Origin of the sequence: Xanthomonas populi, from assembly GCF_002940065.1 — a bacterium.
Classification (GTDB): Bacteria; Pseudomonadota; Gammaproteobacteria; order Xanthomonadales; family Xanthomonadaceae; genus Xanthomonas; species Xanthomonas populi.
This window is the reverse complement of the sequence record NZ_MDEJ01000091.1, coordinates 1-16,273: the sequence shown is the minus strand read 5'-3', so window position 1 is coordinate 16,273 and position 16,273 is coordinate 1. Positions and strand designations below refer to the sequence as shown.

Below are 16,273 nucleotides of genomic sequence, written 5' to 3'. Positions count from 1 at the left end.
TTGTCCTGTTTAATTGTCAGTCCATCCAGTCAACCTATGGTTGAAAGCACAGTCAGTAGAGCGCTCAACAGCAGATCGGCAGGGAATCATTAGCCGGACTTCGAGCAAGGCATTGCCCTGGAAGGGCTGCCGGCTTCGGGTGGTCTGCGTTTAAGAGCGGTCACCGTGCGCTACGCGCACACAGAGCCAGAGCGCGGTCAGGATGACGGCACACGCCGAATGCCCTCGCTGCGGCAGACCACCGAGTGCGGCAAGGCCGTATCGGACACTGACAGTTTTCCTTTTGGTGCCCAATAAAAAGCCCGCTCGTTAGCGGGCTTGTTTGTTTCTGACAAGTTGCCTAGGCCGCTTCCAGCACTCGCATTTCGATGTGCAGATCCGCAGCAGCCAGCATGTTCACCAGCGTATCCAGACTGAACAGATCGATCTTGCCGCGCATCAGATCCGACACGCGCGGTTGCGTCACGCCGAAGACCTTGGCCGCCTGGGACTGGCTCAATCCTTCGCGTGCAATGTGATCCTTCAGCGCCATCATGAGCGCCGATCGCAGCTTCATGTTTTCAGCCTGCGGGGGGGTGTCTTCGATCGCGTCCCACACGCTGGCAAAGCGTTCATTAGTCATCGGCTTAACTCCTTCACCAAATCTCGATAGCGTTTCTCGGCTAGGTCCAAATCCGCTTTACTGGTCTTCTGCATCTTCTTTTGGAAGCAATGCAGGACGTAGACTGCATCGGAGAACTTCGCCACGTAGATGATCCGGAATGCTCCTGCAGCATCCCGAATCCGAATCTCTTGGACGCTCTGACCGACGGTCGGCATTGGCTTCCAATCGTCGGGCTCGCGACCGCTTTGCACCTGGTCAAGCTGATAGCCGGCCTCGCGCCGTGCCGAGGCGGGGAAAGCGCGCAGATCATCAAGGGCACCGGCCCGGAACTCGACAGGTTTGTCAGCCATCCAAATACTATACAAAATTTTGTATAGGCTGGCAAGCCTCCCCTGCCCGGCACGCTGAATCTAGGGGGTCGGCAGGGAGTCATTAGCCGGACTTCGGAGAAGGGCATGACCCTGGAAGGGCTGCCGGCTTCGGGGACGGACGTTGGAGAGCGGTCACCGTGCGCTACGCGCACAACAGCGCTTCGCATCCGCAGCGCAAGCCCTCTGTCTGAGACAGTAGGGCATTTTGCTAAAATCCAGTGCTAGCGCCGACTGGCCAAATCGGTGGTGCCATGTTCTATCCACCACAGAGGTACTGCACCGAATGCCAGGCCGACCGCGTGCTGCTGACAGCCACCAAGATCCCAAGCCGGTGCCAGTGGAGAGGCTGATTTTTGCACGCAAATTCCGCCAGGCTCGAAAAGCAGCGAAGCTCAGTCAACGTGGCATAAGAGATAGGACAGGGTTCACTCAAGCGTGGATAAGCGCAGTAGAAACGGGGAAATCGGCACCTAACCTCGACAGCATGGCCGTCTTAGCCAAGTGTGTCGGTGTTCCTTTATGGAAGCTTCTCGTACCGTAGCGCTCGTCACATTTTTAATGGCCCGAGAAGGTGACTTTGAAACCATAATGATATTATTGAGTATGTCATCTGTGGTTCAAGCACAATAAATGCACGCATCGGTCTCCCCACCCACCACCCGCCATAGCCGGCTGCTGGACATGATGAAGTCCGCGCTCGGCGGTGCCATCGGCGAGCTGCTGGACGATCCGGCCGTTGAAGAAGTGCGCGTCAACCCCGATGGCCGGCTGTGGTACGCCAAGGACGGTCGCCGGATTTGCCACGACCACACCCTGGATGTGATCACGCGCATGCGCGTGATCAAGATCGTGGCCGATCACGTCGGCGAGATTGCCGATAAGGACAACCCGAGCTTTCCGGCCGAGCTGCCAGAAACAGGCTATCGCTTCCATGCAGTACTGCCGCCGGAATCACCCGATGGCCCGACGTTTGTGATCCGCAAGAAGTCCAATCTGCGGCTTACGCTGGACGACTATGTGACCAACGGGCAGCTCACCCAGCGACAACGGGATGTCATCGTCAAGGCGGTTCATGACCGCGACAACATCGTGATCGTCGGCGGCAGCCACACAGGGAAAACCACCTTTGCCAATGCCGTCCTGTACGAAATGGGCCGCATCACCGGGCGGGTGATCACACTGGAAGACACGCTAGAACTGCGCGTGGAAGCTGATGAAGTCGTGCGCTTGCGCACCGTGCGGAATCGCGACCAGATCACCCGCAGCATGACGCACCTGTTGCGCGATACGCTGCGTATGACACCAGACCGTCTGATCGTCGGCGAGGTGCGTGGCCCGGAGGTCATGGACATGCTCGATGCCTGGAACACCGGCCATCCCGGCGGGCTATGCACCATCCACGCCAACAGCGCCAACGAAGCATTGGAGCGCATCGAGGATTTGCTCGTGCAAGGCGGGTTCTTGCCGGTTCCGCGCAAGATCGCCCGCACGGTGCAGATCATCGTGAGCATCGGTTTCGAGACGGTAGACGACGATGAGGGCCGCAAGGCGGTGCGGCGCGTGCGTGAAGTGCTGCGCGTCAAGGGCGTCGAGCAGACGCCAGAAGGGTACGTCTACAAGCTTCTGTCAGCCGAATGACCGGGCCGCTGCTTGGTGTGCTAGATGTATACACACTACGTAAAAAAAAAGAACTTTCCCCCAACGCAGGACATGACGATGAAGCTCCGCAACACTCGCACTCTCCAGCTGCTCACGCTGGCGTTTTTCTTGTTGCCGGCCGCCGCCTACGCAAGCGGCACCGGCATGCCGTGGGAAGACTGGCTAGATAAGATTTTGAATAGCATCACCGGTCCCGTCGCCAAGGCGATTGGGGTGATCTCCATCGTTGTCTGTGGTCTCGGGATGGCGAACTCGGAAGGAGGCTCCGGGATGAAAAAGCTGATGGCGGTCCTACTCGGCTTGTCGGTTGCCTTCAGCGCAAGCACGTTCTTCCTCAGCTTCCTTGGCTTCGGCGGCGGCGCGGTGTTCTGATCGTGGACGAACAAACCAACCCAGATGGCTATGAGGTGCCGGTACACCGCGCACTGTCCACACCCAGGCTTCTTGTAGGTATTCCGCGCGACATGGCCGTTGTCGCGTTCACGACGGCTGCAGCCCTCGTGCTTGGCCTGCAATCGTGGTGGAGCTTGCCGTTCTACATGGTCATCCACATCGGCCTGGTTCTACTGACCAAGTACGACACGCAATGGCCGGAGGCGTTGAAACGCGCGCTCCGCTTGAAAAACCACTACCGCGCATAGCGGGCTACCGGTCAGTGATCCGCAAGGGCGGACCACTGACCGGCGGCATCCAGTGAAGGCCAACCCATGCAGCGACTTCCGAAATACAGCAACGAACCCACCGACATTGGCGATGTTCTGCCGTGGGCGTATCTGGTCGCCCCCGGTGTGGTGCTTAACCGCAATGCCTCGTTGATCACAACGCTGCGCTATCGCGGGCCAGACCTCGATTCGGCCACCAAGCACGAACTGATTGCCGTGTCGGCTCAGATGAACAACCTGTTCCGCCGCCTTGGCGACGGCTGGTATTTCCAGATCGACGCACCGCGTGCACCCAGCACCAACTATCCCAGCGGCGAACACTTCCCCGATCCGATGTCGTATCTGATCGATGAAGAGCGCCGCACGATCGCCGAGACCGGCGTGCACTTTGAGACCACGTATTACTTCACACTCGGATGGTTGCCGCCCAAGGCACGGGAAAGTACAGCCCGCGCTTGGTTCTTCACGGACCCGGACGGGCAGCGCAAGAGTGCGGCCAACCGCGACCGGCAGACAATCAACGATTGGCTCGACAAGTTCGAGGTGGAGCGCGTTCGGCTCCTGGAAGCCTTCTCGGCCATCCTGCCCGAGGTGCATGCGCTCGATGACTCCGAGCTGCTGACCTACCTGCACGACACAATCAGCACCAAACGTCACCCGGTTGTACCTGGTGACGTGTCCCAAGAGCTTTGCCGCGTGCTGCCCGACACCCCGCTGATCGGGGGCAAAGAACCGAAGCTGGGCAAACACCACTTGGGCATCATCACCGTGCGTCAGTTCCCGACGCAGACCATCCCCGGCATTCTGGATCGCTTGAACCGGATGGGCATGGCCTACCGGTGGGTGACGCGCTGGGTGGCCTTGGACAAGGCCACGGCCGATAAGGAAATGAAGAAGATCCAGCGCGAGTGGTTCAGTGGCCGCAAGTCCTTCATGGTCATTCTCAAGGAGCTAGTGAGCAAGTCAGAGTCAGCGCTGGAAAACCCCGAAGCCCTCGCCAACGCGGCCGACGCCAATGCGGCGATGCAGGAAATCGCGGCCGAGGCGGTGGGCTATGGCTACTTCACCCAATCGCTGATCGTGCTTGATACGGATCGGCGAAGGTTGGAAGCCAAGCTGCGCGCGGTCGAGCGCGAAATCAATGGCCTAGGCTTTGTGACCATTGACGAAGCCCGCGATGGCAATGCCATTGACGCGTTTTTGGGCGCGGTGCCAGGCAACGCCCAGCACAATATCCGCCGGCCGATGGTGTCCACCCTCAACCTCGCCCATGCCATGCCGAGTTCCAGCGTGTGGGCCGGGCCGCGCTATTGCCAGAACGATCTATTCCCCGGCAACCAGAATCTGGACCACGCCCCGCCGCACATGTTCGTGGTCACTGGGGAGACGACGCCGTTCCGCTTCAGTACGTATGTGGGCGACGTAGGGCACGCGATGGTCATCGGCCCGACCGGTGCCGGCAAGTCGGTGCTACTCAATTTGGGAGAGACACAGTTCCGTCGCTATGAAACCGCGCAGGTCTACATCTTCGACAAGGGCGGCAGCTCCCGCATTACCACCGATCACGTGGGTGGCCGCTTCTACGACTTAGGCGGTGACAGCAGCCCGGCGTTTCAGCCGCTGGCCCACGTGGACAACGACCAGGAGCGGGCATGGGCGCAAGAATGGCTGATTGACATCATCGTGGGCGAAGGCGTCGATATGACGCCGCAGCGTAAGCGCGCCATCTGGGATGCGCTCAACGAGCTGGGCGCAGACGACAGCCCGGTCGAGCAACGCACCATTTCAGGCTTTACCGTGCTGGTGCAAGATCCAGACATAAAGCAGGCCTTGCACCCGTTCACGGTGGACGGGGCGCACGGCTATCTGCTGGATGCAACGCACGACGACGTGTCGCTGGGCAGCTGGCTCGCGTTTGAAATGGAAGAATTGATGAACACCCCCCAGGTGGTCATGCCGGTGTTGACCTACCTGTTTCACCGCTTGGAGCAGCGCTTCGACGCGAAGCGGCCGAGCCTCCTGGTGCTCGATGAAGCATGGCTGTTCCTCGACCACCCAGCGTTTTCGGCAAAGATCCGCGAATGGCTCAAGGTGCTGCGCAAGGCCAACGTTGCGGTGTGGTTTGCCACGCAGAGTTTGGCCGACGTGGCGCAATCCAAGATCATGCCGACGCTCATCGAGGCATGCATGACCAAGATCTTCCTGCCCAACAGCAGCGCCCGAAACGACGAGGTGGCCAAGTTCTACCGGATGTTCGGTTTGAACGAAAAGCAGCTGGACATCCTTGCCAGCAGCACGCCCAAACGCGACTACTACCTGACCAGCCCGCAGGGCAATCGGCTTTTTTCACTGGGCATGGGTCCGTTGGCACTGGCCGTTTGCGGCGCTACTGGAAAAGAGGCGCAGCGCGAAGCCATTGCCATCCGCAACGCCACCAGCACCACCAGAGAATTCAACGAAGCGTATTTAGCGCAGCTGGTCAACAAGCACGACCAGGCGCAAGTGAGCAAACCCGCGAGCCAGCTCACGGCTTCGCCCCTGCAATGGGCGCTCGACTTCGTGCGCTCGGTTGATAGCAGTCCCGCACCATCCAGCAACACCACCATCCAAGCCTAAACCCAGCATGGAGAACGCTATGAAAATTCGTCGCGTCACCGCCGCACTGACCGTCGCCATCGGCTTAGCAGTTGCCGGCGGCTCCGCCGTCTATGCCCCCCCGGCGCAAGCGATTGTGTGTGCCAATTGCAGCAACCTAGTGACCCAGCTGTTGCAGCAGAGTCAGGAGATCTCGGCTTACGCCAAGCAGGTGCAGCAATACAAGACCCAGATAGATCAATGGAACTTGCAGATCCAACAGGTTGCCAACGAGGGGCGCAATCTCGCCTCGCTGCCGCGCAACGTGTTTGGCGAGTACCAGCAGGTTTACAACTCCTACAAGCAGAGCATCAATCAGCTGCGCGGGAGCATGGCGAAGTTGCAGAACACGCGCGACATGTTCGCCCAGCGCTATCCCCAAGTGACCAATGACGCGACCTTTCAGCAGCTTTCCGCGATGGTCGATCAGTGGCAATCGCAGGGCCGCGAGAACGTAGAGGACGCCCTCTACAGCGGCGCCGCCGTCCTGGACACCCTGGACAGCACCAACCAGCAGTTCGAGACGATGGGCCAGGCTTCGCAGTCAGCGACTGGTGCGCTCGCAGCCACGCAGGCCGGCAACCAGATCAACATGCTGGTCGGGCAGGAAATGATGAAGCTCAACGCACAGACCGCTTCCATGAACCAGGCCATCCTTGAGGAACAGGCTCGGCAGATGGCGGGCGATCGCGTAACGCAGCGGAACATCGATAACGCCCATCGCAACGAAAAAGCCTTCCAGAAATCTACCCAACCAGCTGCAAAGCCAATTGGAGAGTGGTGGTGAGCGCCCGCGTCCTAGCCGCCCTCGTGCTTGCTGCTGTCAGCCTCGCAGGCTGCACAGCGCAACCTGCGGGAAAGTCCTGTGAACAGACTTTGACCTGTGAAGCTCCAGAAGTACTCCCCAAGACCGTACCTGCCAAATGCGGATGCGATTTACTGTTTGATGAGGAATGCAGGGCGTTGATCGACCGCACCTACGGGAAGAGCGCAGGCAGCAATTTAAAGACTCGGCTGGTCCTGGCGAATGCTTATGGGGACGCGGCTCAACGTGCATGCCCTCCTGCACCAAGCCAGCCCGCCGGCAAACAAAAGCGTTCCGACGCTTTCGCGCCATCGACTGTGAAGCCGGCCAAGCCAATTGGGGAGTGGTGGTGAACGGTCGCGTTCGTGCCTCCCTCGTGCTTGCTACTGCGGCCCTCGCCGGCTGCGGCGGCGATCGTACCGCTCAAGTTCCTGGCAGTGTCTTCGCTACAGCCACGATTCCCGGCGATCAACCAATTCCGATCGTCGAGAAATTAGGTTTGCCGGACAAGTGCAAGAGACTCGAGACTTTTGATCAGGCATGTTCAGACCAGATCGATGCCGCATACGGCAAGGGTGCGGGCGGCGATGCAAGGAGCAAGTTGGGGACTTGCAGCGCGTATGGAAATTGCGTCGGGATGCCGCGCAGTCGTGCCTACGAGAAGTCCACTGTGCCTCCCGCCAAGGTCGATTTCCTCAAGTGAGCAGGAGTCCACTGTGCCTGCTGCAAAGACGAGCTTCTAGCCTTAAAAGGAGGCAGTAATGGACCCGACCACCACCGGATTCCTGACCGCGCTACTCAACAATTTCGTAGCTGTGTTTTCAAACGGGTTCGGCATTATTACGCCGCGCGCGTCGGCAATCCTGGGTACCTTAGCCGCCATAGAGGTTGCGCTGGCGTCGCTTTTCTGGGCATTGCGCGGTGAGGACTTCACCGCGCCATTCCTTCGCAAGCTATTGCGGATCGGCTTCTTTGCCTTCTTGGTGGCGTCGTGGCCGACATTGACGGAAGGCGTCGCTAGCGGCCTCGCACAAATCGGCTCCCTCGCTGGCGGTGGCTCAGGCGCGCCATTGGTCAAAGATCCTAGCCGCATCCTCGAGCAGGCAATGGCTGTCATCAAGCCAATCGAGGACGAAATGGCGCACATCCAAAAAGGGCCGTGGTATCAGAAAATTGCCGTATTGGCGGTGGTGATTCAATACACGATTGCGGAGCTGTGTGTGCTGGTCGCGTTCTTCATCTTGGCGATCACCTGTTTGCTCACACAAATTGAGTTCGCGCTGGTGGCGGTATTAGGCCTAATCCTGGTGCCGTGGGGAGTGAGCAACCACACCGCGTTTCTTGCGGAAAAAGCCATCGGTGCAGTGATTGCACAGGGCGTCAAACTGATGGTCCTGAGCTTCATCATTGCCGTCTACGGGGGGGTGCTTAACACGTTCACCCTAAGCCCAGGACCAGCGCCAATGGATACATGGCTGTTAGCCGGCTCTGCGTTCGTTATGGCAATCATCGCGGTGCATGCCCCGGCAGTGGCGGGCGGGTTGCTCTCAGGCTCGCCGTCATTGACCGCCGGCAGTGCGGCCGGCGTGGCAATCGGTGCCGGCGCAGCTGCAATCGGTGCTGGCGTTGGTGCGGCCGCTCTCGGACGCATGGGCGCAGCCAGTGCGGCCAAGACCATCACCGCCGCTGGGCAGATCCACGGCGCTGGCAGTGCCGCCGCCGCCAACAGCACAGGAGCTGGTGCGGCCGCACTGAGTAATCCGGGTGTGCGTGGTGGCGTAATTGCTGGGCTGATGGCCGCAAGCACCACGCCGGCCGGCCAAGCCGCAGCGGCTGGACTTCAACGTGCCGCAAGCACCCGGCTAGGCCAGGCCGCTATGAAGTTCGGGTCAGCTGCCGCCGCCAACATCGATCGCGGTGTGTCAGCTGGTGCCAGCTACGCCGCAGCCGGTGTGACCCAAGCGGGCCGAATGGCCGCTTCGCCAGTCACCAATGCCGGCGCTGCCGTGAAAGATGCCTGGTCGCAGGGCGTGACGATGGGCGGCGGTCTTTCCCCGACCGCATCGTCACCGCCTGCGCCGCCCACGCCATCGCCGGAACGGCTGGAAGCGGGCAGGCAGCGATTCAGCGACGCAGCAACGGTCGCCAAAGCAACAACCACGGCTGTGAAAGGAGCCACAACCACCAGCAGTGGCGGTAGTGGGAACCCGACGATTGCCCCAACAAACGACGAGAGCTAACAACGCATGAGCAGCACCAAAGACCTACTGCAAACGCCCGTCGGCCAGCGTCCCAGCTCGGCGCCGATGTCCCCACACCACGATTCAGCGCGCAAGGGCTGGACAGACAAACTTGAGAAATCGGAAAGCGACAAGCGCGCATGGCGCTGGCAAGCACTCGGCGGCTATGCGTTGTCGGTCGTGCTGGCCGGTGGACTCATTGCCGTGACCAATCGGCCACCGCCGAAGCCACTCATTGCGCGCATCAACACCGATGGCGCCCCCCAGGTCGTGGGCTATGCGAGTCCCAACTACACGCCCGGCCAAGCCGAGATTCGCTACTTCCTCAAACATTGGGTCGAGCTAGTTCGCACCGTCCCGCTTGATCCGGTGGTTGTGAAGTCGGCATGGAGCGAGGCCTACAGCTTCATGACCCCGGCCTCAGCAAACAAGCTCAATGCCGAAGCCCGCGTGCCGGGTTCGACCATGAGCAAGGTCGGCCAAGAAACCGTCACCACGCAAGTCACCTCCGTGGTGCCCGTGTCGGCCGACAGCTACCAGGTGCGGTGGGTGGAAACGAGCTTCACCGACCAGGGCCAGGTCAAAGAGCGGGCGACGTGGACCTCCACGTTCACCATCAAGCAAAGCACGCCCGACCCCAAGGTCGAGCTGGTGAACCCGCTTGGCTTGTTCATCACTGACTTCAATTGGCAGCGCGACATCGGTAGCGCCCCCTAATTTTTCGCCTACGAGTGCAAACACTATGCAAACCATGAAGACGCACATCCTGCCCCTGTTACTGCTGACTGCCGGCGCTGCCAACGCGCAGACTGCACCCCAAGTGCCTGCCATCACCAGCGCGCTCAATGACAACGCTACAGCCACTGCCAATGCGAACCCGTTGCCAGACAGCGCAGCCACGTCTACGCCGGCATATGTGCCACCACCCGCGCAGCCAGAGCGGCTGTCTCCCCGTGTCGCCAAAGCGCGGTCGGACTTCGACAGCAAGCAGCGCGCCCAAGTGGCCGAGTACGTCGGCCAGGCGCGCCAGGTGCCAACGAGCAGCAGCACGGCGAACGTCGGCGGTCAAACAATCTTCACCTACCGGCCTGGTGCGCTTTACACGATCTATGTCGGCGCAGGCCGTCAGACCGTGATCGACTTCCAGCCCGGCGAACAGCTGACGGGCGAGGTCAATGGCTCGGACACTGTGCGGTGGCTGATTAGCCAGGTCACCAGCGGCACCGATGCCGGCGAGCAAGTGCACCTGGTACTCAAAGCCGTGGAGCCAGGTCTGACCAACGACCTGTTCATTGCCACCAATCGTCGCACCTACCTGGTCACTGCGCGCAGCGTGGCCGATTGGAGCATGCCGAGTGTGTCATGGCAGTACCCGATGGACACCTGGAAAGCGAAGCAAGCCGTCGCGGCCAAGCGCGAAGCGGTCGAGCCGGTGGCCGTGGCCCCGGATGCGCTTCACTTCAATTACGACATCAAGGGCGGCCGCTATTCCTGGAAGCCCATGCAGGTCTTTGACGACGGTGCGCAGACCTATATCCGCATGCCGGCCACGCTCAATGCGACCGACGCCCCGGCCCTGTTCCTGATCGAGAAGGGCGAACCGCTGCTGGTCAACTACCGCGTCAAGGGTGTGGCGAACGGCACTACCGGCCCGACCTACATGGTGGATCGCGTGTTCGATCGCGCAGAGCTGCGCGTCGGTGCTAAGCAGACCATCACGATCCGCCGTCGCTAATCAAACAGGTGCCGCATGCAGACCACGAACGGAACCCCGGCTGACGACGAACGCGATCCTGTTACTGGCGAGTCAGCCTCGCGGGGCTACACGCCGCCGCAGGACGCGCCCATTCCCTTGGGCACGCCGAAGCCGAAGATCAAGAGTTTGGACAAGAAGAAGGTTGGCATCATCGCCGGCATCGCGGGCGTGCTGATCGCATTGGCGTTCGTCCAGGCTTTCACGCAAAAGCCCAACCAGAACAAAGCTAAGGATCAGCCGCCGACCACGAACATGGCGACCAAGCCCGAGGCGTTCAATGCGCTGCCGGGCGATTACGCCACGGCCGCACAGCAACGTGCAGAGCGTGCCCCGAAGCTGGGGCCACCGATGCCGGGCGAGGTCGGGCAAATGCAATACGAGGCCCAGCAGCAAGCCGAAACGCGCGCCTACGGCGGCGGTCGTGCACCGCCCCAGACAGCCGCGCAGCAGTTCGCCGCGCAGCAGGATCTACAGCGCCTGCAGCAGGCTGCCAACGCCCGCTACGCGAAAACCAGCTTCCAGCAGGGAGGTGCACCAAGTCAGGCCGGCAACATGAGGCCGCAGGCGTTCGGTGGGATGCCGCCCGAAGCGCCCGATGCTCTGCAGCAGCAGATGCTTGCCCAAGCAGCGGCGGCAGCTGCAGGCGCCAACGGCGGCGACAAGACCGGTCGCGATGACGCAAACCGACAGGACGACAAGCGCCAGTTCATGGACGAAAAGCGCGATACAGGCACGTTGCAATCGCGTCTGACACCGCCAGCAACGCCGACCGTCGTCAGTGCCGGCGTGCTGATCCCTGCCCTGTTCCTGACCGGCATCAATAGCGATCTACCCGGCCTGATCACCGCCCAGGTGTCACAGCCGGTCTACGACACCCCGACCGGCCGGTACGTGATCATCCCGCAAGGTTCAGTGCTGATCGGCGCATACGATTCGCGCGTCACCTTCGGACAGAACCGCGTATTGCTGGTGTGGCAGCGGTTGCGCTTTACCGAACGGGTCCAGTCTCGACCTGGAAGGCATGCCCGGCGTTGACCTATCCGGCTACGCTGGCGTGAGCGACAAAGTGAACAATCACTGGGGCAAGGTGCTGTCTAGCGTCTTGCTGTCCAGCACGGTTGCTGCAGCCGTTGCCACCGCCGAGGGCGATAGCTTCTCCTCTTTCCAGCGTGACGCCGGTCAAGCCGCGTCCCAAGGCGCGGCGCAGTCAATCAACCAGGCCGGCGCACAGCTGCTTCAGCGCAGCATCAATATCCAACCGACACTTGAAATCAGGCCGGGCCAAAGGGTCGCGGTGATGGTCAACAAAGACTTGGCGCTGCCGCCCTATGGCCCGTGATCGCGATCTAACGTGTGCAATATCGATAAACTCCGAGGGCTTTACCAACCACCCAACGGAGCCAAAAGCTATGCCTGCAAAAGCCGCTCGGCGACAAGTTGTCGCGAACGTGGCCCCTAAGCAGATGAAAGCGATTGACCGCGATGCACAGCGCGCCGGACTCAGCCGACGCATGTTTATGCAACACCTCATGGAAGAATTTCTGCTGCAACCCACGACCCTGGTCGCGGGCGGGATCTACCGCAAGTTAGATCGAGAACGTCTGCGCTTTCATCTCTCTGTTCCCATCCACAACGGCGTGAGCAAATACGCCAAAAAACTAGGCGTCACGATCAGCGTCGTCATCACCACCGCCGTAGCCAATCGCTACCCGCTCTAGGAACAACCACATGGCCCGTCAAACATCGGCACTGCCGAAAATCCCCGTCAAAACCGAACGTGTCACCAAGCGACTGCAATTCGACCCAGCGTTAGTCAAGCGCGTTGACGCCTTCTGCGACTTCTACGCGCAAACCGCTGGCGCAAAGCCGGATTGGAACGATGCAGCCGTTGCGCTGATCGACCATGCGCTAGAGCGCAATCGCGAGTTCGCCAAGTACATCGCCGAGCAAGCCAAGCCGGCCGCATGACCGCACTGTGACGCCATCTGTTCGTGCGGCCGCCCACTCGGTGCGGTCGCACGCAACAACCCGCCGGAGTTAGCTCATGAACACACCCGAAAAGAGTCTGGGATATCGCATCGGCGAAACGCTCTACGCCATGTCGCAGTGGTCACGCCCAGCCCGCGCCAGCATCGTGATCGTCGGCATGCTCGCCGCCATCGTATTTTTCTGGCTGTCACTGCCCGCTGCGGCTGTCGCTATCGGGTTCCTCTCGCTGGCGATGTTTTGGCTGCTGTTGCCAACCGACAAGCCAGCCGACAACGACACCGCCGCCAACGACCCGGAGCGATGACATGCGTCTATGGATCTGCGAGAAACGCGACCAGGCCAAGAACATTGCCCCGCTGCTGGGCAACCCGAAACCTGGTCAGGGCTACATCGATACCGACGATGGTCGGGTCACGTGGGCACGTGGCCACCTCCTGGAGCAAGTGGCCCCACCGGGATACGACAAAGCGTGGGAAGCATGGAATTTTGACGTGCTACCAATGATCCCCAGCACCTGGAAGCACAAGCCGACTGCTGACAAGGAGCGTGAGCGGGCCGTGCTGCTGGCCAACATTCCCAAGGCATCGGAAATTGTCATCGCCACCGACTGCGGAGCCGAGGGCGAGGCAATTGCCCGTGAGCTGCTGGACCACGCGGGCTATCGAGGCCCGGTGCGCCGGCTGTGGTACTCCGCGCTCGATGCGACAAGCCTCACCAAGGCCATCGCCACTATGAGACCAGGCGAAAGTAGCGAGCCGCTGTATTGGGCAAGCCAGGCACGCTCGCGCGCCGACTGGCTCATGGGCATGAATCTCAGCCGCGCCTACACGCTGCGATCCCGTGCCGCTGGCGGGAAAGGGCCGCGCCATGTGGGGCGCGTGATGTCCCCCACCCTCGCCCTGGTCGTGCGCCGTGATGCGGCCATCGAGGCGTTCCGCGAAGCGACCTACTACGACATCGAAATCACCGCGCAAACAGCGCTCGGCGCCAGTGTGGTGTTGACGCATGCGCCAGTGGATGAGGGCCGGATCTTCGCCCGCGCCGAAGCCGAAGCCATCGTTGCGGCTGCCACCGGAGCCAGCGGCCCGCTCGCTGTCACCCACGACGCCAAAGCGCAGAAACCTCCCTCACTGATGACGCTTGCCCGCTTTCAGCAGCTGGCCTCGCGGCGGTTCGGGTGGAGTGCCGATAAGACCCTGGACGTTGCGCAGAGCCTGTACGACAAGGAGCTGACCAGCTACCCGCGCACCCCGTGCGCGCTGTTGCCCAATGAGCAAGAGGTGCAGATTCCGAGCATCCTAGAAACCCTCGCTCAGGTGCCCGGCCTGGCGCGACACGTGGCGGCATTGACCGTCAACAAACCCACCATCCGGCCAAGCGTGTTCAACAGCGCCAAGATGGCAAAAGACCACGCAGAACACCATGCCATCGTCCCCACGGGCGTGCCGCTCGCCAGTCGCACGGTCAGCGATGACGAGCAGACCGCCTATCTGCTGATCGCGCAGCACTACCTTGCTGCGCTGCTGCCGGACTACACGTTCAACGAAACACGCATGACGCTGGAAGCTGGCGGCGTGGCATTCACCGCCAGCGCTCGCATTCCCGTCGATCAAGGTTGGAAATCCGTGTTTGGCGCGGATCCGGACAGCGAGGACGAGGACGACACGGCATCGCCAGTGCTGCCGGACATTAAGGACGGCACGCACAGCACAGTCGCTGCGGCCGCATTGCGGCCGAAGAAGACGCGCCCACCTAAGCGCTACACCGAGGGCGACCTAGTTGCCGACATGCTCGATGTCGGCAAGTTCGCCACCAATCCGGAGGTGCGCAAGCGCCTCAAAGAGAACGCAGGCATAGGTACCGACGCCACGCGCGGGACCATCATCACGAACCTGCGCGAGCGAGGCTACCTGGAGTCCAAGGGAAAATTCATCGTCAGCACGCCGCTGGCGCGCGAGCTGATTGCGATGCTGCCTGCCCCGATCACAGACGCTGCGACTACGGCGCTGTGGGAGGAAAAGCTGGACGAGCTGCGCCGTGGCCTAGTGCCCGTGGAAGCGCGCGATGAGTTCGTTTCCAAGGTCGCCGCCAACGTTACCCGCATCATCGACGCCGTGCGCGGCGATGCCGTCAAAGCCGCAGCCAACCGCCTACCCAGCGAAAGCCAGCTGCGCTATGCCCAGCTCATCGCGATGGAGCTGGGCGTCCCGCTGCCCGCCAATGCGGGCAGCTCCCACACGGCCGTACAGGCGTTTCTAGACGCACACAGCGCTGCCTACGGCAACCTGCCCCCGAGCGCGAAGCAGCTGGCCTACGCGGAGAAACTGGCCGCTGAGAAGGGCGTCACCTTGACCGACGAGCAGCGGCGCACACGCGCCGAGCTGGGCGCATTCCTGGATCTGCACGCGCCCAAAAAGGCGAAATCGTCACCAGCCAAGAAGACGGCGACCAAAGCCGCGAAGAAGCCAAAAGCGAAAGCCAAAGCGTGATAGCGGCCTAGTTGCATGCTTACATGCAAGCATGCAACTAGGTAGTATCTGTTGTGCAAATACATTGCACACCAATGGGTGACCTCAAAAATGCGCATGAAGCTCTTACGCCATCCGACAGTCGCGCTGTTCAAGGGAATGATCGCGGCCGGTGGCTGCTGGCTAGCGTCATTGCCCTTGATCTATCCGATGGTGACCACTGGCGAGTGGTCAGTAGGTCGCGTGTTATTTGCGCTGCTGTTCGCCGTCCTTGGCCCGTTGACGGGCCGCGTAATCGCACGCGCCACGCTGGCGAGCTGGCGCAACCGCCAGCCCAGCACACCCCCTGCTGTCTGACTTGGAGATTGCACGATGACCAACACACCTATCGCCGATGCCCCCATGCTTCCACCGGTTCCGGCCGTCAGCACCACCGTCCGGTGTGTCAGCTGCAACATGCTGCTGGCGACGGCATACCCAAACCAATGAGCAAGAAGCAAGGAAACGTATGAGCACATACAGTGGATATCAGAATTGTGTAGATGCTTTCGGTCCCTTCTTCGATGCTGTTCGGGCGCATGTAGAAGCCCTTCCGCTGCCCGAGTGGCAGCGCTACCGCACTTCGCGTCCGCACGCGCCCTGTGATGGCCCACAACTGCCGAAAAACGCCACGCGAGAGGACGTGCTAAAAGAATCCGCAAGCGTTTTGGTGGGCGACCGTCAGGAGGTGAGTGAAGAATACTGTGACATTGAAAGCGACCTCGCGCCTGTTGCAGTGGTTAAAGATCGCCCGGTCTACTTCTCAGCCCACTATGGCGTCTATTTCTGGTTCGGCACCGATGCTGGGTGGAGTTTCGCCGCGTCGCTGACTTATCCGGCAAGCCCTATTGATCACAACGGCTGTACCTGTGGTGATCCCGGTTGCTACCGTCTCTGGTGGCAGACATCTGCGACTTGATCAACATGCAGGGCGAACCATGAACACCGTTGCGCAGCTGCAGGCGTGGGCGTGACCGCAAGCGGTCACCGGCTTGGGGTGCTGCGCACCGATGCCGCGTGCCGCGTCATCGCCAGTCGGCCCTAAT

At 61.1% G+C, this 16,273-nt stretch carries 20 protein-coding genes; 18 read left to right on the top strand and 2 right to left on the bottom strand.

Annotated features, from left to right (window positions below; genetic code table 11):
- Positions 1–340: 340 nt before the first annotated feature.
- Together XpopCFBP1817_RS14300 and XpopCFBP1817_RS14295 are read right to left on the bottom strand one after the other, a co-directional pair.
- Entirely contained in the window at positions 341–622 is a 282-nt protein-coding gene (locus tag XpopCFBP1817_RS14300; RefSeq protein ID WP_019238166.1) for a helix-turn-helix domain-containing protein, read from the bottom strand.
- Positions 619–954 carry a type II toxin-antitoxin system RelE/ParE family toxin gene (locus tag XpopCFBP1817_RS14295; protein WP_128417628.1) on the bottom strand — a complete coding sequence of 112 codons (336 nt, stop codon included), beginning with the start codon at positions 952–954 and terminating at the stop codon, positions 619–621. Before XpopCFBP1817_RS14295 ends, XpopCFBP1817_RS14300 begins: the two co-directional genes overlap by 4 nt.
- Before the next feature lie 304 nt (positions 955–1,258).
- On the opposite strand from XpopCFBP1817_RS14295, the gene XpopCFBP1817_RS14290 reads away from it, so the two are divergent.
- The 18 genes from XpopCFBP1817_RS14290 (at position 1,259) to XpopCFBP1817_RS14210 (ending at position 16,146) form a co-directional block, all read left to right on the top strand.
- The gene (locus tag XpopCFBP1817_RS14290; RefSeq protein ID WP_006448828.1) at positions 1,259–1,516 is read left to right on the top strand and encodes a helix-turn-helix domain-containing protein; all 258 of its coding nucleotides are present in this window, start codon (positions 1,259–1,261) and stop codon (positions 1,514–1,516) included.
- Between the two features lie 89 nt (positions 1,517–1,605).
- Entirely contained in the window at positions 1,606–2,613 is a 1,008-nt protein-coding gene (locus XpopCFBP1817_RS14285; protein WP_046932106.1) for an ATPase, T2SS/T4P/T4SS family, read from the top strand.
- A gap of 72 nt (positions 2,614–2,685) precedes the next feature.
- Positions 2,686–3,006 (top strand): TrbC/VirB2 family type IV secretion system protein, encoded by a 321-nt coding sequence (locus XpopCFBP1817_RS14280; protein WP_128417629.1) that lies wholly within the window; start codon positions 2,686–2,688, stop codon positions 3,004–3,006.
- A gap of 35 nt (positions 3,007–3,041) precedes the next feature.
- A complete protein-coding gene (locus tag XpopCFBP1817_RS14275) occupies positions 3,042–3,275 on the top strand; it encodes a VirB3 family type IV secretion system protein (protein WP_074053070.1) in 234 nt (77 codons plus the stop codon).
- Positions 3,276–3,341: 66 nt separating this feature from the next.
- Complete coding sequence (locus XpopCFBP1817_RS14270; RefSeq protein ID WP_128417627.1) at positions 3,342–5,912, top strand: TraG/VirB4 family ATPase; 2,571 nt, start codon at positions 3,342–3,344, stop codon at positions 5,910–5,912.
- Between the two features lie 19 nt (positions 5,913–5,931).
- Positions 5,932–6,717, top strand: coding sequence for a TrbJ/VirB5 family protein (locus XpopCFBP1817_RS14265; RefSeq protein ID WP_128417626.1), 786 nt, complete (start codon positions 5,932–5,934; stop codon positions 6,715–6,717).
- 268 nt (positions 6,718–6,985) lie between these two features.
- Positions 6,986–7,438 carry a hypothetical protein gene (locus tag XpopCFBP1817_RS14260; RefSeq protein ID WP_128417625.1) on the top strand — a complete coding sequence of 151 codons (453 nt, stop codon included), beginning with the start codon at positions 6,986–6,988 and terminating at the stop codon, positions 7,436–7,438.
- A gap of 58 nt (positions 7,439–7,496) precedes the next feature.
- The gene (trbL, locus tag XpopCFBP1817_RS14255) at positions 7,497–8,975 is read left to right on the top strand and encodes a P-type conjugative transfer protein TrbL (RefSeq protein ID WP_128417624.1); all 1,479 of its coding nucleotides are present in this window, start codon (positions 7,497–7,499) and stop codon (positions 8,973–8,975) included.
- A 6-nt stretch (positions 8,976–8,981) separates the two neighbouring features.
- Positions 8,982–9,692 (top strand): conjugal transfer protein TrbF, encoded by a 711-nt coding sequence (gene trbF / locus XpopCFBP1817_RS14250; protein WP_128417623.1) that lies wholly within the window; start codon positions 8,982–8,984, stop codon positions 9,690–9,692.
- 25 nt (positions 9,693–9,717) lie between these two features.
- Positions 9,718–10,710, top strand: coding sequence for a P-type conjugative transfer protein TrbG (gene trbG / locus XpopCFBP1817_RS14245; protein WP_128417622.1), 993 nt, complete (start codon positions 9,718–9,720; stop codon positions 10,708–10,710).
- A 15-nt stretch (positions 10,711–10,725) separates the two neighbouring features.
- Entirely contained in the window at positions 10,726–11,766 is a 1,041-nt protein-coding gene (locus tag XpopCFBP1817_RS14240) for a TraB/TrbI/VirB10 family type IV secretion system protein (protein ID WP_244171184.1), read from the top strand.
- A 19-nt stretch (positions 11,767–11,785) separates the two neighbouring features.
- Entirely contained in the window at positions 11,786–12,070 is a 285-nt protein-coding gene (locus tag XpopCFBP1817_RS23115; protein WP_425479115.1) for a TrbI/VirB10 family protein, read from the top strand.
- Positions 12,071–12,140: 70 nt separating this feature from the next.
- A complete protein-coding gene (locus XpopCFBP1817_RS14235; protein ID WP_230433578.1) occupies positions 12,141–12,449 on the top strand; it encodes a hypothetical protein in 309 nt (102 codons plus the stop codon).
- Between the two features lie 10 nt (positions 12,450–12,459).
- Entirely contained in the window at positions 12,460–12,699 is a 240-nt protein-coding gene (locus XpopCFBP1817_RS14230) for a hypothetical protein (protein ID WP_128417621.1), read from the top strand.
- Between the two features lie 76 nt (positions 12,700–12,775).
- Positions 12,776–13,024 (top strand): hypothetical protein, encoded by a 249-nt coding sequence (locus tag XpopCFBP1817_RS14225; RefSeq protein WP_074059077.1) that lies wholly within the window; start codon positions 12,776–12,778, stop codon positions 13,022–13,024.
- Position 13,025: 1 nt separating this feature from the next.
- A complete protein-coding gene (locus XpopCFBP1817_RS14220; RefSeq protein WP_128417620.1) occupies positions 13,026–15,209 on the top strand; it encodes a DNA topoisomerase in 2,184 nt (727 codons plus the stop codon).
- Positions 15,210–15,305: 96 nt separating this feature from the next.
- Entirely contained in the window at positions 15,306–15,545 is a 240-nt protein-coding gene (locus XpopCFBP1817_RS14215; protein ID WP_128417619.1) for a hypothetical protein, read from the top strand.
- 151 nt (positions 15,546–15,696) lie between these two features.
- A complete protein-coding gene (locus XpopCFBP1817_RS14210) occupies positions 15,697–16,146 on the top strand; it encodes a hypothetical protein (RefSeq protein ID WP_128417618.1) in 450 nt (149 codons plus the stop codon).
- The last annotated feature ends 127 nt before the right edge of the window (positions 16,147–16,273 follow it).